The 18443-nt window shown below is 65.2% G+C and carries 21 protein-coding genes and 1 pseudogene; 13 read left to right on the forward strand and 9 right to left on the reverse strand.

The features are described from left to right. The 9 genes from QZ378_RS07775 to QZ378_RS07815 all read right to left on the reverse strand — a co-directional run. Window positions 1-164, reverse strand: a 164-nt coding sequence (locus QZ378_RS07775; protein WP_291257885.1) for a ribosomal-processing cysteine protease Prp, incomplete at its 3' end; no start/stop codon positions are given. 1 nt (window position 165) lies between these two features. Beyond that, the gene (gene rplU / locus QZ378_RS07780; RefSeq protein ID WP_087241655.1) at window positions 166-477 is read right to left on the reverse strand and encodes a 50S ribosomal protein L21; all 312 of its coding nucleotides are present in this window, start codon (window positions 475-477) and stop codon (window positions 166-168) included. A gap of 273 nt (window positions 478-750) precedes the next feature. Further along, complete coding sequence (locus tag QZ378_RS07785) at window positions 751-1827, reverse strand: hypothetical protein (protein ID WP_191380323.1); 1077 nt, start codon at window positions 1825-1827, stop codon at window positions 751-753. A gap of 17 nt (window positions 1828-1844) precedes the next feature. After that, on the reverse strand, window positions 1845-2435 hold the full coding sequence (locus QZ378_RS07790; RefSeq protein ID WP_291257874.1) for a lactate utilization protein: 591 nt from the start codon (window positions 2433-2435) through the stop codon (window positions 1845-1847). 253 nt (window positions 2436-2688) lie between these two features. Next, a complete protein-coding gene (locus QZ378_RS07795) occupies window positions 2689-3558 on the reverse strand; it encodes a YitT family protein (protein ID WP_191380325.1) in 870 nt (289 codons plus the stop codon). Between the two features lie 27 nt (window positions 3559-3585). After that, a complete protein-coding gene (locus tag QZ378_RS07800; RefSeq protein WP_291257875.1) occupies window positions 3586-5829 on the reverse strand; it encodes a DNA topoisomerase (ATP-hydrolyzing) subunit A in 2244 nt (747 codons plus the stop codon). Between the two features lie 5 nt (window positions 5830-5834). After that, window positions 5835-6326, reverse strand: a complete 492-nt coding sequence (locus tag QZ378_RS07805) for a transposase (RefSeq protein ID WP_291257876.1) — start codon at window positions 6324-6326, stop codon at window positions 5835-5837. A 2-nt stretch (window positions 6327-6328) separates the two neighbouring features. Further along, on the reverse strand, window positions 6329-6751 hold the full coding sequence (locus QZ378_RS07810) for a hypothetical protein (protein WP_191380328.1): 423 nt from the start codon (window positions 6749-6751) through the stop codon (window positions 6329-6331). Window positions 6752-6981: 230 nt separating this feature from the next. Continuing rightward, the gene (locus tag QZ378_RS07815) at window positions 6982-8973 is read right to left on the reverse strand and encodes a toprim domain-containing protein (RefSeq protein WP_291257877.1); all 1992 of its coding nucleotides are present in this window, start codon (window positions 8971-8973) and stop codon (window positions 6982-6984) included. A 208-nt stretch (window positions 8974-9181) separates the two neighbouring features. Here QZ378_RS07815 and QZ378_RS07820 point away from each other — a divergent pair, with 208 nt between their 5' ends. The 13 genes and pseudogenes from QZ378_RS07820 to QZ378_RS07880 form a co-directional block, all read left to right on the forward strand. Further along, window positions 9182-9577, forward strand: a complete 396-nt coding sequence (locus QZ378_RS07820) for a helix-turn-helix transcriptional regulator (RefSeq protein WP_291257878.1) — start codon at window positions 9182-9184, stop codon at window positions 9575-9577. 325 nt (window positions 9578-9902) lie between these two features. After that, the gene (locus tag QZ378_RS07825) at window positions 9903-10157 is read left to right on the forward strand and encodes a DUF2508 family protein (protein ID WP_087241638.1); all 255 of its coding nucleotides are present in this window, start codon (window positions 9903-9905) and stop codon (window positions 10155-10157) included. A 54-nt stretch (window positions 10158-10211) separates the two neighbouring features. Next, window positions 10212-10478 carry a pro-sigmaK processing inhibitor BofA family protein gene (locus tag QZ378_RS07830; RefSeq protein ID WP_291257879.1) on the forward strand — a complete coding sequence of 89 codons (267 nt, stop codon included), beginning with the start codon at window positions 10212-10214 and terminating at the stop codon, window positions 10476-10478. A gap of 171 nt (window positions 10479-10649) precedes the next feature. Next, complete coding sequence (locus QZ378_RS07835; protein WP_291257880.1) at window positions 10650-11264, forward strand: S-layer homology domain-containing protein; 615 nt, start codon at window positions 10650-10652, stop codon at window positions 11262-11264. Between the two features lie 34 nt (window positions 11265-11298). Next, window positions 11299-11730 (forward strand): MarR family transcriptional regulator, encoded by a 432-nt coding sequence (locus QZ378_RS07840; protein ID WP_087241633.1) that lies wholly within the window; start codon window positions 11299-11301, stop codon window positions 11728-11730. 30 nt (window positions 11731-11760) lie between these two features. Continuing rightward, the gene (locus QZ378_RS07845; RefSeq protein ID WP_291257881.1) at window positions 11761-12798 is read left to right on the forward strand and encodes a putative glycoside hydrolase; all 1038 of its coding nucleotides are present in this window, start codon (window positions 11761-11763) and stop codon (window positions 12796-12798) included. A gap of 207 nt (window positions 12799-13005) precedes the next feature. Further along, window positions 13006-13332 (forward strand): hypothetical protein, encoded by a 327-nt coding sequence (locus tag QZ378_RS07850; protein ID WP_291257882.1) that lies wholly within the window; start codon window positions 13006-13008, stop codon window positions 13330-13332. After that, window positions 13319-15343, forward strand: a complete 2025-nt coding sequence (locus QZ378_RS07855; RefSeq protein WP_291257883.1) for a V-type ATPase 116kDa subunit family protein — start codon at window positions 13319-13321, stop codon at window positions 15341-15343. The genes QZ378_RS07850 and QZ378_RS07855 overlap by 14 nt, the downstream gene beginning before the upstream one ends. A 1-nt stretch (window position 15344) precedes the next feature. Further along, on the forward strand, window positions 15345-15839 hold the full coding sequence (locus QZ378_RS07860; RefSeq protein ID WP_087241625.1) for a V-type ATP synthase subunit K: 495 nt from the start codon (window positions 15345-15347) through the stop codon (window positions 15837-15839). Between the two features lie 12 nt (window positions 15840-15851). Further along, complete coding sequence (locus QZ378_RS07865; protein ID WP_191528991.1) at window positions 15852-16439, forward strand: V-type ATP synthase subunit E; 588 nt, start codon at window positions 15852-15854, stop codon at window positions 16437-16439. Between the two features lie 32 nt (window positions 16440-16471). Next, entirely contained in the window at window positions 16472-17470 is a 999-nt protein-coding gene (locus QZ378_RS07870) for a V-type ATPase subunit (protein ID WP_291257884.1), read from the forward strand. 116 nt (window positions 17471-17586) lie between these two features. Then, complete coding sequence (locus tag QZ378_RS07875; protein ID WP_087241619.1) at window positions 17587-17901, forward strand: V-type ATP synthase subunit F; 315 nt, start codon at window positions 17587-17589, stop codon at window positions 17899-17901. A 349-nt stretch (window positions 17902-18250) separates the two neighbouring features. Next, window positions 18251-18443, forward strand: a pseudogene (locus QZ378_RS07880) (V-type ATP synthase subunit A); the annotation flags it as partial.

Here is an 18443-nt window from a genome sequence, read left to right on the forward strand (position 1 = left end):
GCCCCCAGGCCCAGCACGTCGTTGACGGCGCACTCGGTCAGGCGGACGGCGCTGGTGACGGCGGCGCAGACGATGTCCGAGCCCGCCTCCCCATAGCCGCTGTGGCCCTGGACGGTGAAGCCCACAATGCGCTCGCCCTCCATCTGAAAGCGAACCGTGGTCATCTTACACAGAGATCTTGCCGATGGTGACCTTGGTGTAGGGCTGACGGTGGCCCTGCTTGCGGCGGTAGCCCTTCTTGGGCTTGTACTTGAAGACGATGATCTTCTTGCCCTTGCCGTTCTTCACCACGGAGGCGTCCACCTTGGCGCCCTCCACCACGGGGGTGCCCACGGTGACGTTCTCGCCGTCGATGACGGCCAGCACCTTGTCGAAGGTCACGGCCTCGCCGGCCTCCACGGGCAGCTTCTCGATGAACAGGGTGTCGCCCTCGGCCACCTTGTACTGCTTGCCGCCGGTCTCAATGATCGCATGCATGTTTCTTTCAACTCCTTCATGACGGGCTCGCTGTCGGGGGAGGGCCGAAGCGTGGAGCACCCGGGAGCAGGCGCACAGCGAACCGCGCAGACGAAAAAACAGGCTGGCCGCAGGCCAGCGGCATTTTTCGCGGAGCGGTGAGCAGTGTGCCGTCGCGGAGGGTGCGGAACGTGACATCACGCGCGGCCACTTTGGTTCCCATTCAAAGCGGCTCTAGCATTATATCAGCGGGATCTGGAAAAGTCAAGGCTTTTTGCGGCGATTTTGAGCGGATTACTGCGGGTTTTCCGCAGAAACCGGCATACCCTCCCACACATAGCCCAGCTCCGCCAGATCGGCGGCGGAATAGGTGAGGCCGCCGCCGCTGCGGGTGAGATCCACGTAGTGGGCGCCGTCGTCCTCGGTGAGCTGGTTCCAGAAGTGGGGCTCCCCGTTCAGGGTGCCCTCCACCAGGGTGGAGCCCACCAGGAGCTCCCCGCTGAGCAGCTGGAAGGCCAGGGCCGTGCCCTCGCTGTCCGCGCCGTCGCCCAGCAGGGCGTCCCAGGCGGAGGGGCCGCCGCCGGGGGCGGACTGGATCCGCTCCTGGGCCACGGCGAACAGGGTGGCCCGGCGGGCGGAGGCGGACTGCTGCTGGGGCCGCAGGGGGAGCATCAGGGCCTCCACCTCGGCCTGCAGGGCGTCCCGCTTCTGGCGGAGGGCGGAGGCCTCCTCGGGGTAGGTGAAGAGGATCTCCACGATCCGCTGGCTGCCCGACTCGGGGTAGAGGGAGACGGTGAACTCCGGCATGCCCATGGCGGAGGCGGGCGCGTCATAGTAGGCCTGCCGCACCAGCTGGGCGATGGCGTCGGCGTCGGCGGTGAAGTACCCCACCCGCAGGACGACCTCACTGCGGTAGTCGGCCAGGGCCTCCGCCACCTCGTTGCGGATGGCGCTGGTGCCGGTGACGTTGACCAGGCTGTTAATCTGCTCCCTGGTGCGGCGGTAGGAGATGGTGATGGTGGCCTCGTAGGTGGTGAGCACCCGGGTGTACTGGTTCTTGATGAAGTCCACCGCATAGGCGCCCAGGGGATCCTCCGTGGCCACCTCCAGGCAGGCCCGGTTCAGATCCTCCTCCACGTCCCCGGTGTACTCCACCAGCTGGAGCTCCCCCACCTCCGTTCCCTGGGAGACGAAGAAGAGCACCGCGTTGACCAGCTCGGAGTAGGTGCCCGCCTGGACGGAGGAGCCGTCCCCGGCGGCGGGCTGCTCGGTGTGGGACTCCACCACGGCGTAGGGCCGCTCCAGCAGGGCGGAGCAGCCCGTCAGGGACAGGGCGCAGCACAGGGCCAGCGCCAGAAGAGCTCGTCGCATGCCGCGCCTCCTCCCGCTCAGTAGCCCAGGGGCTCGTCGATCAGCACCACCTCGGCCCGTCCGATGCCCGTGGGCTTCTCCCACAGCACCGCCAGGGCCCGGCAGATGCGCTCGGGGCTCTTACAGTCGTAGCACTTGTCACCCCTGACGGCGCAGGGGGTCTTTTTGCCCAGCCGCTGGGCGTTCTTGGGGGAGGCAATGTTGCGGGCCCGCCACAGGGCGGCGTCATAGTCGGGGGCGATCTTGTTGGAGCCCACCAGGAAGTAGACCTCCTCGTGGCCGAAGATGGTGGAGGCCACCCGGTTGCCCGTGCCGTCGATGTTGATGAGCTCCCCGGTCTCCGCCAGGCCGTTCACCGAGGTCAGATAGACGGAGGAGGCCGCCGCGTCGGCAAAGCTGTCCCCCAGCCAGTGGCTGCGCACCGTGGTGTGGCGCTGGAGCCGCTCGATAAGCCCCATGTCCCGCAGGGTGATGGAGCCGCCGTGGCCCACCGTTTTCCCATCCAGCTTCCGGTCTAAGTAGTCCACGGCCTCCGCCGCGGTGTCGAAATAGGTCACGTCAAATCCGTGGGCTTCCAGATTCTTGCGCAGTTTCTCATAGTCGGGCATAAGTAGGGCTCCTTTCCGCTAAAAATGAGTAGTGAGTAGTGAACGGTGAATAGTTGTGGTGTGCGGCTTTGTCGCACGGATTGAAATATGCCTGCGGGCGACCACCCGCGCGGGCGCGGGTGAGAGGGGTATCGGCGGCGGTTTCCTTGGGAACCGCCGCCGTATCCAGGGTCGAACCTGCCGGGGGCAGGTTCGATGGAAATCAGGCGTTAGCCACCTTGATTTCAGAAGATAACGCCCCCCCCCTAGACGCTCATAGGTCGTTCTGCTTGTACTCCCGGAACCCGTCTCCCAACACCTCGTGGGCATCACAAACGATGAGAAAGGCTGCGGGGTCAATCTCCTTGACGGTGCGCTTGATGGCCACAATCTGCCTCTGCTTGAAGGCCACCATCAGCACCTTTTTGTCCGTGCCGGACCAGCCGCCCTCACCGTGCAGGAGAGTGAGCCCTCTCTCCATGTCATGGGTGATAGCGCGGGCAATCTCCTCATAGGCATCGCTGATGATGTAGGCGACCTTGGAGCTGTCCATGCCGTAGAGCACCGTGTCCATCACCTTGGTGGTGACAAACAGGGAGACAACACCGTACAGGGCGCTTTCCACCTTGCCGAAGGCGATGGCCACCAGGGCGATGACCATAAAGTCGGGGAAGAGCACCAGAGTGCCCATGGGCAGCCAGGCGAATTTCAGCTTCAACAGCCGGGCAATCAGATCGGTGCCGCCGGTGGTGGCACCCTTGGCGAAAACCAGGCCGATGCCCAGGCCCAGCAGGGCTCCGCCGAAGATGGAGGCCAGCATGGTGTCCATGGGAGGGAACTGGTAGATCATGTTCATCACATCGATGGCAAAGGAGCTGAAGGTCATGGCATACAGGGAGGATACCAGCAGATGCCCGCCGATGAACTTCCACCCCAGGAAGAAGAGGGGGACGTTCATGACAAAGACGGTGGTGCCGACGGGAAGAACGGGAATTACCGCGTTGATTACCTGGCCCAGGCCGGTAAGGCCGCCCATGGCCACCAGGTTGGGTGCATAGAAAATATTATAGGCCAGGGCATAGATCAGGGAGCCCAGGGTGATGACTGCGTAGCTCCGGATGAAATGGCGCACTTTGTGTTTCAACCCATATTCCTCTTTTCTCTCACAGAATCACAGCAGGCTGATCTGCTCTTCTCCCCGGTCTTCTTCTTTGAGGAGCATCCCGGCGATGGGCAGGGAGCGGGCCCGGTAGCGGGCGGCGTTGACGATGGGGGTGTCGGTCAGGGGCCGGGCGTCGGCCACCTGGTACCTGGGCTTGAGGGTCATCACGTTGACCCCCTGGGTGGAGCGGGTGGTCTTGGGGTTGAGGGCGGCGGTGTGGAACACCACGCAGCGGCCCTCGGTGGAGGTCACCGCCATCTCCGTGTCCTCCCGCAGGTGGACTGCCGCCGCCAGGGGGGACTTGTCCGAGTAGGCGCCGGTGAGGCGCTTGCGGCGGGTCTGGGTCTGATAGGCGGACAGGGCCACCCGGGCCACCTTGCCGTTGGCGAAGAAGAACAGCACATCGCCGGTGTAGTCGGCCGTGACGCAGGCCCACACGAAACCCTCGTCGGGCTCCATGCCCAGCTTGGTGGGCAGGAAGTCGCCCAGCACGCTGGCCTTGGTGTCGTCGAAGTCGCTGAGGCGGGCCTTGTAGCACTGCTGCCTGTCGGTGAACACCAGCAGCTCGTCCCGGTTGGACGCCTCCCACTGGAGGTAGGGGCCGTCCCCCTCCTTGTACTTCTGCTCGCCGCTCATGCGCAGGGACTGGGGGGTGATCTTCTTGAAGTATCCCTCCCGGGAGCAGAACACATGCACCGGGTAGTCGGGAGTCTCGTCCTCCGGCTCCTCGGCGGCGGCGTCCGCCGCCTCATAGACGATCTCCGTCCGGCGGGGGAGGGCATACTTCTTCTTCACCGCCTGGAGCTCGTCCACGATCAGCTTCTTCACCCGGCTGGGGTTGTTGACAATGTCCTGGAGGTCGGCGATCTCCGCCTCCAGCTGCTCCACCTCATCAAGGCGCTTGAGGATGTACTCCTTGTTGATGTTGCGCAGCCGGATGTCCGCCACGTACTCGGCCTGCACCTCGTCGATGCCGAAGCCGATCATCAGGTTGGGCACCACCTCGGCATCCTCTTCCGTCTCCCGGATGATTTTGATGGCCTTGTCGATGTCCAGCAGGATCTTTTTCAGGCCTTTCAGCAGGTGCAGCTTGTCCTGCTTCTTCTTCATGACGAAGTAGGTGCGCCGCCGCACCCCCTCCATCCGCCAGGCCGTCCACTCCTCCAGGATCTGCCGCACCCCCATGACCCGGGGCATGCCGGCGATGAGGATGTTGAAGTTGCAGGAGAAGGAGTCCTGCAGGGTGGTGGAGCGGAACAGCCGGGCCATCAGCTTGTCCGGATCGGCCCCCCGCTTCAGATCGATGGTGATCTTCAGGCCGTTCAGGTCGGTCTCGTCCCGCATGTCGGAGATCTCCTTCACCTTGCCGGCCTTCACCAGCTCGGCCACCTTGTCCATGATGGCCTCCACCGTGGTGGTGTAGGGGATCTCGTAGATCTCGATCAGGTTCTCGCTTTTCAGGTAACGCCACCTGGCCCGCACCTGGAAGGAGCCCCGGCCCGTCTCGTAGATCTGCGCCAGGGACGCCTCGTCGTAGAGCAGCTCCCCGCCGGTGGGGAAGTCGGGGGCCTTCAGATAGTCCAGCAGGCTGACATTGGGGTGCTTCAGATAGGCCACCGTGGCGTCGCACACCTCCCCCAGGTTGAAGCCGCACAGGTTGGAGGCCATGCCCACGGCGATGCCCTGGTTGGCGCTGACCAGCACGTTGGGGAAGGTGGTGGGCAGGAGTGTGGGCTCCTTCATGGAGCCGTCGTAGTTGTCCACAAAGTCCACCGTGTCCTGGTCGATGTCCCGGAACAGTTCGGCACAGATGGGGTCTAAGCGCACCTCGGTGTACCGGCTGGCCGCCCAGGCCATGTCCCGGGAGTACACCTTGCCGAAGTTGCCCTTGGAGTCCACCAGGGGGTGGAGCAGGGCCCCGTAGCCCCGGCTCAGGCGCACCATGGTGTCGTAGATGGCCGCGTCGCCGTGGGGGTTTAATTTCATGGTGGCCCCCACCACGTTGGCGCTCTTGGTGCGGGCGCCCCCCAGCAGGTGCATCTGGTACATGGTGTACAGCAGCTTGCGGTGGGAGGGCTTGAACCCGTCGATCTCCGGGATGGCCCGGGAGACGATGACGCTCATGGCGTAGGGCATGTAGTTTAATTCCAGCGTCTCGGTGATGGGCTGCTCCAGCACCTCGGGCCGCAGGCCCATGACGTTGGGGTTGTTGACCTTCTTTGCCCCCTCCTCGGGGGCCTTTTTTTTCGCCATTGGTATCAGTCCTTATTCAAAGTCCAGTTCAGAGGATTGTTTGCAATATATTGACGGGTCTCGGCCAGGTCTGTGTCGTTTCGGATGACATGGTCGTAATAGCCCCGCTGCCAGACGTGCTTTTGAAATGGCGGCACCTGACCCCGCTTGACCAGCCGGATATAGGCATTTGTGGTCTGCGTTTTATACCATTTTATCATTTCCGGTAGGGGCGCACCTGTGTGTGCGCCCGTGAGAGCCAGAATGACATGCAGGTGATCCGGCATGACGGCATAGCAGTCCACAAGAACCCCGGAGTATTTTTGTTCCAGTTCGTGCAGAAAGAGCCCAAGGAAGGAATCCGCGGAGGACGGGCGCACACACAGGTGCGCCCCTACGAGCGAGGAAAACAATTTCTGTCTTTGATGGGTGCAGATCGTCACGAAATAATAGCCCGGCTGACTGTAATCATATTGTTTCAGCCGGATTTCCTTGCGCCGGGGAAAAGCTCTGTCCACGGCTAATTCCCTTCCTCCAGCAGATGGCGCAGCTCATTCATGGACACCGCCCACTGGGCGGTATTGTCCGGCTGGGCAATGCACGTCTCCAGGATGGCGCACACATCCTCCAGGCGGCTTTGGGCCAGCTCCGGGTTGAACATCAGGACGCCGGCCGCCGCGTTGGCGTCGGTCATGCCGCCCAGATTTTCGGCCCTGGCGCAGTTGACCATGGTCTGGAACTCCGCGGCGCCATACCAGTAATCCCCCTCATTGCCGAGGCGCAGGTAGTCGGAAAACCGGGCGTGGGCCTCTGCCATGCCGTGGAGGCGCAGGTCGTCCATCTCCGGGGCGCGGTTCTTCTCCCCCTGCCATAAAACCAGTAGCACCACACAGGCTGCCGCCAGCGCCAGGGAGAGGACGGGCCAGATGATCTTCTGCCTCATAACACGCGCCTCCTAAGAGATGTCCGCCAGCTCCAGATATTTATACCCGTTCTCGGCGATGTGCCTCCCCAGCCGGCTTCCGCCGGCCAGGGGCCCCGGGTTTTGACTTCCTTGGGGCAAATGAATTGCAAGGTTTTGGCTCCGCCAAAACGCTTATGCGCCGCTTTCGCGGCGGCTCGCTCCCGCTCGCAGGACCACATCGCTGGAAACCGGTGGAATACCGACGCCTTCTACGAGATGTCGGCCAGCTCCAGGTATTTGTACCCGTTCTCGGCAATATGGTCCTTCCGGCCCTGGAGGTTGTCCCCCAGCAGGAGGTCGAAGACCTGGGCGGTGCGCTCCACGTCCTCGGGCATGACCTTGATGAGGCGGCGGGTCTCCGGGTTCATGGTGGTGAGCCACATCATGTCCGGCTCGTTCTCGCCCAGGCCCTTGGAGCGGTTGATGGTGCACTTTTTGCCGGCGAGCTCCCCGTTGACGATCTCATTTTTCTCCGCGTCGGAGTAGGCGAACCAGGTCTTTTCCTTGCAGGTGATCTCATACAGGGGGGACTCGGCGATATACACGTACCCCCGCTGGATGAGGGTGGGGGTGAGGCGGTAGAGCATGGTGAGGATCAGGGTGCGGATCTGGAAGCCGTCCACGTCGGCATCGGTGCAGATGACGATCTTGTTCCACCGCAGGTTCATTAGGTCAAAGGCGGCCATGTCCTTGGCGTGCTTGTCGTGGACCTCCACGCCGCAGCCCAGCACCTTCAGCAGGTCGGTGATGATCTCGCTCTTGAAGATCTTGGCGTAGTCGGCCTTGAGGCAGTTGAGGATCTTGCCCCGGACGGGCATGATGCCCTGGAACTCCGCGTCCCGGGAGAGCTTGACGCTGCCCAGGGCGGAGTCGCCCTCCACGATGTAGAGCTCCCGCCGGGTGGTGTCCTTCGTCCGGCAGTCCACGAACTTCTGCACCCGGTTGGCGATGTCCACATTGCCGGACAGCTTTTTTTTGATATTCAGCCGGGTGCGCTCGGCGTTCTCCCGGCTGCGCTTGTTGATGAGCACCTGCTCGGCGATCTTCCCCGCGTCCAGGGGGTTCTCGATGAAGTAGACCTCCAGCTGGGCGCGGAGGAACTCGGTCATGGCCTCCTGGACGAACTTGTTGTTGATGGCCTTCTTGGTCTGGTTCTCGTAGGAGGTCTGGGTGGAGAAGTTGTTGCTCACCAGCACCAGGCAGTCCTCCACGTCGGCCCAGGTGATTTTGCTCTCGTTCTTCTGGTACTTGCTCTGGGCCTTCAGATAGGCGTCGATGCCATTGACGAAGGCCGACTTCACCGCCTTCTCCGGGGAGCCGCCGTGCTCCAGCCAGGAGGAGTTGTGGTAGTGCTCGATGATCTGCACCGTGTTGGAGAAGCAGAAGGAGACGGAGAGCTTCACCTTGTACTCGGGCTTGTCCGCCCGGTCCCGGCCCCGCCGCTCGGTCTGCCAAAACACCGGCTGGGTCAGGGAATTCTCCCCCGCCAGCTCCTTCACATAGTCCTCGATGCCGTTTTCATATTTGAAGTCGGTAGTCTCGAACTTTCCACCCACCTCGTTGCGGAAGCGGAAGGTGACCCCGGCGTTGACCACCGCCTGCCGCTTGAGCACGTCCAGGTAGTACTCCACCGGGATGTTGATGTCGGTGAACACGTCCAGATCCGGCTTCCAGCGGAATTTGGAGCCGGTCTTGCGGCCGGAGTAGGGCTCCTTTTTCAGGCCGCCCACGTTCTCGCCCTTCTCGAAGTGGAGGGTGTACTCGAAGCCGTCCCGGTGGATCACCGCGTCGAAGTACTCGCTGGCGTACTGGGTGGCGCAGGAGCCCAGGCCGTTCAGCCCTAAGGAGTACTCGTAGTTGTCCCCGGCGTTGTTGTTGTACTTGCCGCCGGCATAGAGCTCGCAGAATACCAGCTCCCAGTTGTACCGGCCCTCCTTCTCGTTCCAGTCCACCGGGCAGCCCCGGCCGAAGTCCTCCACCTCGATGGACTGATCGGCGTAGCGGGTGACGGTGATCAGGGAGCCGTGGCCCTCCCGGGCCTCGTCGATGGCGTTGGACAAAATTTCAAACACGGCGTGCTCGCAGCCCTCCAGCCCGTCGGAGCCGAAGATCACCGCCGGGCGCTTGCGCACCCGGTCGGCCCCCTTCAGGGCGGAGATGGAGTCGTTGCCGTAGCTCTGGTTGGTGGTACGCTTGGCCATGAAATTCTCCTCACTCGTTCCAATCTCGCAATATTACATTATATTATATTACCCCAAACCCGCCCAAAGTGTCAAGAAATGGCGGAGGTTCCGGGAGCTTTGGCAGCCCTCAACCGGAGGGAAACCAGCGGTTTCCACCGCTCAACCACGGGCCTCTTGCGGAGAGGGGGCCGGAGGTGGTATGCTGTCAGAAAAAGGAGGGAGCATTTTGAAGCAGAAAACCATGGGGGAGACCATCGCCGCGTGCCGGAAGGAGCGGGGCATGACCCAGCTGGAGCTGGCCAGAGAGATGGGGGTCACGGATAAGGCGGTCTCCAAATGGGAGCGGAATCTGTCCTGCCCGGACGTGGGCTCCATCCCGCACCTGGCGGAGGTGCTCCAGATCTCTGTGGAGGAGCTGATGCAGAGCGGGCCGGCGCCCGCCCGCGCCGGCGGGGCGGTTCAGGAGAAGGTGGTCCTGATCTGCCGGTGCGTGGCCCTGGCCATGGGCGTGGCCGTGGCGGTGCTGTCCGCGCTGAACGGGCTGGACGCCGGATCCGGCCTGTCCATGCTGGGCATCGGGCTGGCCGCCCTGGCGCTGTCCGCCCTTCCGAGCGGGGAGTAGGGATTCCATGCAAAACGAACAAAGGCCGCCGGGCGTTGTCGCCCGGCGGCCCTTCTGCATGCCGTGTCCCCCGCTCCGCCGCGGGTGCTCCGGCCTGCTTTGGACAGCTTGCTTTTTCTCCTTCCGCCTTTCGCCAGAGGGTGAGCTCACCCGGCACCGGCTTAAAAGGAGATGCAAGGAGGAACAGGCCTCTTTTCCTGTCCAGCTCTAGTATGTGCAGCTTCTGCGGGGGCATGCGCGGAAAATTTTGGTTTAACCGCCGTCATATTTGTCCACACTGGACATACCATGAATGTGGAATAAAACCAACCGAGGAGGGGCCGGTATGACGGATGAGGCCAGAGTGTTTTCCTTTCGCAGGCGGCGGACGGCGGAGGATCCCGAGCGGCGGGCGCTGCTGGAGGGGCTGGGGCAGACCCGGGCACTGATCGCCCAGGCCTACGCCGGCTTCAACGCCGCCGGGGATCCGGATCTGATCGAGTCCTACGTCTTTGAGATCAACGCCCTCCAGGCCCGGTACTCCTACCTGCTGCGGCGGGTGAAGGAGCTGGAGGCGGACACACAGGCACGGCTGGGATAACGCGGGGGAGCCTGCCGCCAAGGGACTGGCAATCTGCGCTGGGAGGTGGCGGCGGTGGAAGCCCTGCTCAACGCCCTGCCCTGGATTGTGGGCGGGCTCATGCTCATCCTGCTGCTGGCGGCCCTGCGGCGGCCCCTGCAATGGCTGGCCGCCCTGGCGGCCCGGACGGGGGCGGGCCTGGCGGTGCTGTGGCTGTTCAGCGGCGTGGGGCACCTAATGGGCGTCCACCTGGGGGTCAACCTGGTCAACGCCCTGGTCCTGGGCGTGCTGGGGGCCCCCGGCTTCGGCCTGCTGCTGATGCTCAACTGGGCGCTGGCTTAGGGCTTGTTTGAAACATGCCAACATGTACAATCGGCGGGCAGGAACCGGGGACTTCGGCGGGGGAGGGCGGAAGCCCTCCCCCTTTGTGCAGATTCCTTTATAGAATGTTCATAGTTTCTTAAAATCCGTATCGTAAAATTGGGACAATCAAACGGGAAGGAAGTGGCTCCAGTGAAAAGACGGCTGATGGCCCTGGCCTGCACCCTGGGCGTCTGCGCGGCCCTGGCGCTGCCCACCGGGGCGGCGTACGCCGACGTGGCCCCCGGCTCCTGGTACGAGGCGGCGGTCAATCAGGTGACAGAGCAGGGCTACATGGAGGGGGTCAGCGACACCCAGTTCGCCCCCGACGCCTACGTGACCCGGGCCACGGTGGTCACCGTGCTCTGGCGCATGGAGGGCTCCCCGCTCCCGGCCGCCACGGTCTCCTTCGGCGACGTGAACCCCTCCGCCTGGTACGGGCAGGCGGCGGCCTGGGCCAAGGAGAACGGCATCGCCAACGGCGACACCCGGGGGGACTTCAAGCCGGAGCAGTTTGTCACCCGGCAGGAGCTGGCCGCCTTCCTCACCCGCTATGACGCCTACCGCGGGTCGGAGCTGGCGGAGGGCACCCTGGGCCTCTACAGCGACGCCGGGGAGATCAGCGCGTGGGCCGAGGAGAGCATGGCCCACGCCGTGGGCATGGGCCTGCTGGAGGGAGCCGGGGGGAAGCTGTCCCCCACTGCCTCGGCCACCCGGGCCCAGCTGGCGGTGATCCTCCAGCGGCTGACCACCCAGGCCGTGGGATAGCCGGGGCGCAGCAGACAGAAAGGAGCGCGGACGGATGGAGCAGTCCGATATTTTCATGACCTACCTGCGGGTGACACAGCACATGTCCCAGCAGTTCCGCAGCCATTTCGGCCGGATGGATCTCACATTTCCCCAGGCCCTGGTGCTCAGCGTGCTGGGGGAGGAGGGGCCGGTGCCCATCAGCGCCCTGGCCGAGCGCACCGGCAGCGCCAACAGCACCGTCTCCGGCATCGTAGACCGGCTGGAGAAGCTGGGCCTGGCCCAGCGGCAGCGCAGCGAGACCGACCGCCGGGTGATCTACGTGTCCGCCACCGACAAGTACCGCGCCCTGCGGGACAAGACGGCCACCGACGTCACCGGCTATTTCTCCTCCCTGCTCAGCGGCATGAGCGAGGAGGAGCGCACCCTGCTGGCCACGGCCTTCCGCAAGCTGGACGAGGCCCTGGAGCAGCAGTCCGGGCGGTAGCCCCGGCCCACAGAGAGGGGGGAGGCGCCGGTGAGGCGCAACGGATATGATTCCTATCGGGGGCGCAGCCGCTTCCGCACCGTGATGAAGGTACTCATCGGCGTGCTGCTGGTGGTGCTGGTGCTGGCGGTGGCGGCCCTGATCTGGCTGGAGCCCTATCTCGGCTACTCCGCCGGGGGCATCCGCATCAATCTGCCCTTTTTCCGGCGGGAGCAGCCGGAGGAGACCGGCGGCGCCCCCGTGGTGGTGACCACGCCGGAGGTGATCCCCACCCCGGCCCCCACGCCGGAGGAGCAGGCGGACTTCCGGGCCGTGCTGCTGCCCAACACCGCCCTCTATGACGGCACGGCGGCGGAGCAGCTCCAGGCCGCCGGGGCCAATACGGCGGTCTTTGACATGAAGGCCGACGACGGCACCCTGGGCTATATCTCCGAGCTGGCCCTGGCGGCCCAGGCGGAGGTCAGCGCCGCCGACCCCGCCCTCAACGCGGCCATCCAGCTGCTCAACGACGGGGACATCACCACCGTGGCCCGGGTGTCCTGCTTCCGGGACAATACCGTGCCCTATTACCGGAACTCCCTGGCCCTCCACACCAGCGGGGGCAACTGGCGGGACGGCGGCGGCTCCCGCTGGCTCAGCCCCGCCAGTGCCGAGGCCCGGCAGTATGTGGCGGACGTGTGCCGGGAGCTGGCCGGACTGGGCTTTGACGAGATCCTGCTGGACAACTGGGCCTTCCCCGCCGGCGGGGAGGGCATCCTGGCGGACAACAACTACCCCGCCGCTGACGGCCGCACCGCCGTGCTGGAGGGCTTTCTGGATCAGGTGGAGGAGGCCCTGACCGACTATTCGGAGGTGCGCGTCTCCCTGGTGACCACTTCGGTGGCCGCCGCCGGGGAGGCCCCCGAGACCGGGCAGACCGCCGCCCTGCTGGAGCGGGCCGACCGGGTGCTGGTCAGCCTGGGGGAGGGGGAGACCCTGCCCCAGCTGGACGGCCCCTCCGTAATCCCCATCCTGGCTCAGGCAGGAGAGGCGGCGGACAGCTGGGCCGTGCTGACGGCACAGCCGTAGACAGACAGCGAAACACTCAGGCGCACCGCGGAGCAGCCCTCCGCGGTGCGCCTTTTTGATGAAAAGGAAAACTGAATATGTTAAAAATTAAACTTATTAGATTAAACTTGAAATTCTTGTGAAAATGGAGTATGATTCATATATCGTCGGGAAAATTTGTGTGAGATACGTCCCAATCACTGGCGAGGAAGGAAAGGCGGTGAGAGTATGTCTCTGGAGGCAATGAGGCAGGTAACCGAGGCCGAACAGACCACCCGGGCCCAGAAGGCGGAGGCGGAGGCCCAGGCCAAGCGCCTGGTGGCCGAGGCGGAGCGGGACGGAAAGGCCGCACTGGCTCAGGCCCGCGCTGACGCGGAGGCCCAGGTCAAGGAGCTGCTGCGCCAGGCGGAGGATCGGGCGGCCGGCCACGCGGCCGAGGTCATGGCCCAGGCCGAGCAGGCCTGTGCCGCGCTGCGGAAGCGGGCGGAGGAGCGTCTGGATCAGGCCGCGGACACCATAGTAGGAAGGGTAGTGAAAACGGATGTCCATTGTTAAAATGAAGCGGCTGCGGCTCATCGGCATGCAGGCCGAGCGGGGCGCCCTTCTGAAGCTGCTTCAACACATGGGCTGCGTGGAGATCGACGAGCCGACGGAGTTCAGGGACGACCCGGTGTGGGCCTCCCTCACCCGGCCGGACACCCAGGCGCTGGGCCGGGCCAGGGAGCAGCGCTCCGAGCTGGAGGGGGCGCTGAAAACCCTGAAGAAATACGGCCCCAGACAGAAGGGCGGCCTGCTGAAGGCCCGGCCGGTGATCACCGAGGGAGAGCTCTTCGACGACAGGGCCTACGAGGCCACCCTGGCCGACGCCGGCCGGCTGGGGGAGCTGGAGCGGCAGATCTCCGCCCTGTATGCCGAGCAGAACAAGCTGCGCACCCAGCGGCTCTCCCTGGCCCCCTGGCTGGAGCTGGACATCCCGCTGGAGACGACCTCCACGGAGGAGGTGGCGGTGCTCTTCGGCACCGTGGCCGGCACGGCGGATCTGGACGCCCTGGAGCAGGCCCTGGCGGAGAAGAGCGAGCTGACCCAGCTCCTCCGGGCCGGGTCGGACGCGCAGCTGCAGTACCTGGTGTTCCTGTGCCACCGCAGCGCGGAGGAGGAGTGCCAGGAGGTGCTCAAGGACTTCGGCTTCTCCCGCTCCGCCCTGCGGGGGTGGACCGGGACGGCGGCGGAGAACGACAAGCGCCTGGTTCAGGAGCTGGCGCAGTCGGAGCAGACCCTGGCCGAGACCATCGCCCAGGTGGCCGCCTTCGCCCCGCGGAAGGGCGCGCTGGAGCAGGCCCTGGACCGCTCCAACCAGGAGATCAGCCGGGAGGAGGCCCGCTGCCGCCTGCTGGACTCGGGGACGGCCTTCTTCCTGGACGGCTGGGTGCCCGTGCCCGAGGAGGAGAAGCTCCTGCAAAAGCTGCGGGAGTTCACCTGCTGCTGGGAGACGGAGGAGCCCCTCCCGGAGGACTATCCCCAGGTGCCCGTCAAGCTCAAGAGCAACGTGCTCACCGAGCCGCTGACCACCATCACGGAGATGTACTCCCTCCCCGCCTATGACGGGGTGGATCCCAACGGGCTGATGATGCCCTTCTATGTGTTCTTCTTCGGCTTCATGTTCGCCGACCTGGCCTACGGCGCCATCCTGGCCGGGGTCTGCGCGGTGATCCAGATCAAGACCCGGCCCAAGGGCGGCTTCGGCCAGCTCATCCGGCTGATGATCATGTGCGGCATCTCCTCGGCGGTGATCGGCTTCCTCACCGGCGGCTTCTTCTCGGATCTGCTGGTGCAGTTCACCGACATGCTGGGCCTGCCCCAGCCGGTGATCCCCTTCCTCTCCGCGCCGGAGGGGAGCGGCGTGCCCGGGCCGGTGCTCAGCGTCATGGACGACCCCATGACCGTCCTGGTCTTCGCCCTGATCGTGGGGTTTGTGCAGATCCTGGTGGGCATGATCGTCAAGTTCTGGATGCTGTGCCGGGCCGGACAGGTGTGGGACGCCATCTGGGACATCGGCACCTGGTGGGTGATCTTCCTGGGCATCGGCCTGTTCGCCCTGAACATGACCGGGGTTACCGCCCTGGGCAGCGTCGGCGGCGTGCCGGTGGTGCTGATTGCCGGGTGCCTGATGCTGCTGGCCCAGGCCCGCACGGCCAAGGGCTTCGGCAAGGTGACGGCGGTGATCAGCGCGGTGTACAACGGCGTGACGGGGTACTTCGGGGACATCCTCTCCTACTCCCGCCTGATGGTCATGATGCTGGCCGGGTCGGTCATCGGCCAGGTGTTCAACATCCTGGCGGCCATGCCCGGCGGGGGCCTGCCCCCGGTGGTGGGCATCCCGGTGTTTTTCCTGATCGTCATCGTGGGCCACGCCTTCAACATCGGCCTGAACGTGATCGGCACCTACGTCCACACGTCCCGCCTGCAGTATCTGGAGTTCTTCAAGCAGTTCTACGCGGAGGGCGGCCGCCCCTGGCGCCCCCTGAATATCGCCACAAAGTTTGTGGACATCAAGGAGGAAGAGTAACATGACTATCGGTGAATTCTTTACGATGTATGCCGGCCCCTTCTTCGGCTTCCTGGGCGCCGCCCTGGCCGCCGGCCTGGCCTGCGTGGGCTCCGCCAAGGGCACCGGCATCGCCGGTGAGGCGGGCGCCGGCCTCCTGTGCGAGGATCCCTCCCAGTTCTCCAAGGTAATGATCCTCCAGGTTATCCCCGGCACCCAGGGCCTGTACGGCCTGGTTATCGGCTTCCTGGCCCTGCTGAAGATGGGCCTGTTCAACGGCACGGTGAGCGAGCTCACGGTGCAGAACGGCCTGCTGATCCTGGCCGCCTGCCTGCCCATGGCCCTGGGCGGCCTGCTGTCCGCCATTGCCCAGGGGCGCGTGGCCGCCGCCTCCATCGGCATCGTGGCCAAGAACCCCAACGACTGGTCTAAGGGCATGGTGCTGTGTATCATCGTGGAGTTCTACGCCATCCTGTCCCTGCTCATCTCCTTCCTGATGATCATGTTCGGCTTCTGAGCGGAGGCGCGTATGGACGGAATTGAAAAAATCACCGGGCGCATCGCCGCCGACGCCTCCCAGGAGATCGCGGCCATCCAGGCCGAGGCCCGACGCCAGGCCGACGAGATTGCCGGGCGCTATGAGGCCCAGGCCCGGCGGGAGAGCGAGGACATCCTGGCTCGGGGCCGCCGCGCCGCCGACGAGCGGGTGGAGCGGCTGGCCAGCGTGGCCCAGCTGGATGCCCGCAAGCTGGAGCTCTCCGCCAAGCAGGAGATGCTCGCCAGGGCCTACGACCGGGCGCTGGAGAAGCTGACCGGTCTGCCGGACGGCGCGTACACAGATCTGCTGGCCCAGCTGGCGGTGGAGGCCTCCTCCACCGGGCGGGAGGCGGTGATCCTCTCCCCCAAGGATCGGGCCCGCTACGGCAAGGCGGCGGTCACCCGGGCCAACGAGAAGCTGGGCGACGGGCACCTGACCCTGTCGGAGCAGACCCGCCCCATCCAGGGGGGACTGATCCTCAGCGACGGGGACGTGGAGGTCAATTGCAGCTTTGAAACCCTGGTGCGCCTGATACGGGGCGAGACCGACCGTGAGGTGGCCAAGGTGCTCTTTGACTGACGCGCTCCTTCCAGAAGTAAGGAGGCGGAAGCTTGTCTAAGATTCGAGATACCGATTATCTGACCCTGTCCACCCGGGTGCGGGCCATGGAGACCCGGCTGGTGACCCGGGAGCGGATGGAGCGGATGCTGGACGCCCGCACCGACGAGGAGGCCGTCAAGATCCTCACCGAGTGCGGCTATGAGGAGCTGCCCGCCCTCACCAACGCCGGACTGGACGACCTGCTGTCCAAGGCACGGGCGGCCCTGTACCGGGAGCTGTCCACCGCCGCCCCCGACAGGCGGGTGGTGGAGCTCTTCCAGATGAAATACGACTACCACAACGCCAAGGTGCTGGTGAAGGCCGCCGCCATCGGGGCCGAGCCGGATCGGATGCTCATGGAGGGCGGCCGGTGGAGCCCCGCCAGGCTCCGGGACGCCTTCCAGCGGGACAGCCTGGGGGACTTTTCCGAGCCCTTCCGCCAGGCGGTGCTCCGCGCCCGGGAGACCCTCAACGCCGGGAACGACCCCCAGCGGGCCGACTTCGTGCTGGATCGGGCCTACTTCCAGGAGATGGCGGACACGGCCAAAGCCGTGGGCAGCCTTTTCCTCCAGGGCTATGTGCGGCTGCTCATCGACGCGGCCAACCTGCGCTCCGCCGTGCGGGCCGCCCGCATCGGCAAGGGGCCGGATTTCCTGCGGCAGGTGCTCCTGCCCGGCGGGAATGTGGATGTGTCGGTGCTCTCCTCCGGCCGGGGGGCGGATCTGGCCGCCGTGTTCCGGGCCGGGCCCCTGGGGGAGGCGGCCGCCGCCGGCGCGGCCCTCACCAGCCCCGGCAGCGGGGAGCTCACCGCCTTTGAGCGGATGTGCGACGACGCGGTGATGCACTACCTGGAGGGGGCCCGGCTGATCCCCTTCGGCGAGCAGTCGGTGATCGGCTACCTGTACGCCCGGGAGAGCGAGTTCACCGCCATCCGCACCATCCTCTCCGGCCGCATGGCCGGGCTGGACAGCGATACCATTCGGGAAAGGCTGCGTGAGGCCTATGTTTGAACAAGTTCAAACATTTGATACCAGCGCGTGCCGCAGCGGCGCGCGGCACATGCGCACACATTTGACCGCTCCGGCGGCTTGTCGGTGTACTGGGGCGCGGAGAAAGGAGCGGCCAAATGTCTAATTATCGGATTGCCGTATTGGGCGACAAGGACAGCGTCCTGGGCTTCAAGGCCCTGGGGCTGGACGTGTACCCGGCGGAGAACGTGGAGGAGGCCAGACGCACCCTCCACGCCCTGGCCAGGGAGAATGTGGCGGTGATCTACCTCACCGAGGGGTACGCCGCCGCCATGGCGGCCGATGTGGAGAAATACAAGGACGCCCTCACCCCCGCCATCATCCTCATCCCCGGCAAGGACGGCTCCCTGGGCATCGGCATGGCCAATGTCAAAAGAGCGGTCGAACGGGCCGTGGGCGCGGATATCCTCTAGGGGGGACTTCGTCCCCCCTAGATACGGCGACGGTTCCCAAGGAAACCGCCGCCGATACCCCCCTCACCCGCGCCCGCGCGGGTGGTTGCCCGCCGGTGGCGGAGCAAGCATCGGTGTGCTGCGCAGGCGCATGTCCTGCTCCGCACGGATTTTGATTTTCTTTCCGGCGCGCCGCGCCGGAAACTCTGCGAGGCTGTAGGGGCGGCCTGTGGTCGCCCGCACCCCCGCCGGAGCCCAGCGAAGCGGGTTCGGCGGGGAGGAGGAGGGACAGCGGAGTGAGTGAGCCCTGGCGCTTGCGCCGGGGCGAAGGATACAAAGCTTGTCCCGACGAGAAAGAAGGTTGAGCTTATTGAGCGGTAAAATTGTCAAGGTCTCCGGCCCGCTGGTGGTGGCCACCGGACTGAAGGACGCCAACATGGCCGACGTGGTTCGGGTGGGCGAGCAGCGGCTCATCGGCGAGATCCTGAACATGAACGGCGATGCCGCCTCCATCCAGGTGTACGAGGAGACCTCCGGCCTGGGCCCCGGCGCGGTGGTGGAGA

The sequence above is a fragment of the Flavonifractor sp. genome, from assembly GCF_019422385.1.
Classification (GTDB): Bacteria; Bacillota; Clostridia; order Oscillospirales; family Oscillospiraceae; genus Flavonifractor; species Flavonifractor avistercoris.

Coding starts and splice junctions, on each gene's coding strand:
- QZ378_RS07865 (WP_191528991.1), top strand. CDS start 15,852: ATGGACGGAATTGAAAAAATCACCGGGCGCATCGCCGCCGACGCCTCC.
- QZ378_RS07810 (WP_191380328.1), bottom strand. CDS start 6,751: ATGAGGCAGAAGATCATCTGGCCCGTCCTCTCCCTGGCGCTGGCGGCA.
- QZ378_RS07825 (WP_087241638.1), top strand. CDS start 9,903: ATGACGGATGAGGCCAGAGTGTTTTCCTTTCGCAGGCGGCGGACGGCG.
- QZ378_RS07815 (WP_291257877.1), bottom strand. CDS start 8,973: ATGGCCAAGCGTACCACCAACCAGAGCTACGGCAACGACTCCATCTCC.
- QZ378_RS07850 (WP_291257882.1), top strand. CDS start 13,006: ATGTCTCTGGAGGCAATGAGGCAGGTAACCGAGGCCGAACAGACCACC.
- QZ378_RS07785 (WP_191380323.1), bottom strand. CDS start 1,827: ATGCGACGAGCTCTTCTGGCGCTGGCCCTGTGCTGCGCCCTGTCCCTG.
- QZ378_RS07875 (WP_087241619.1), top strand. CDS start 17,587: ATGTCTAATTATCGGATTGCCGTATTGGGCGACAAGGACAGCGTCCTG.
- QZ378_RS07860 (WP_087241625.1), top strand. CDS start 15,345: ATGACTATCGGTGAATTCTTTACGATGTATGCCGGCCCCTTCTTCGGC.
- rplU (WP_087241655.1), bottom strand. CDS start 477: ATGCATGCGATCATTGAGACCGGCGGCAAGCAGTACAAGGTGGCCGAG.
- QZ378_RS07855 (WP_291257883.1), top strand. CDS start 13,319: ATGTCCATTGTTAAAATGAAGCGGCTGCGGCTCATCGGCATGCAGGCC.
- QZ378_RS07840 (WP_087241633.1), top strand. CDS start 11,299: ATGGAGCAGTCCGATATTTTCATGACCTACCTGCGGGTGACACAGCAC.
- QZ378_RS07800 (WP_291257875.1), bottom strand. CDS start 5,829: ATGGCGAAAAAAAAGGCCCCCGAGGAGGGGGCAAAGAAGGTCAACAAC.
- QZ378_RS07790 (WP_291257874.1), bottom strand. CDS start 2,435: ATGCCCGACTATGAGAAACTGCGCAAGAATCTGGAAGCCCACGGATTT.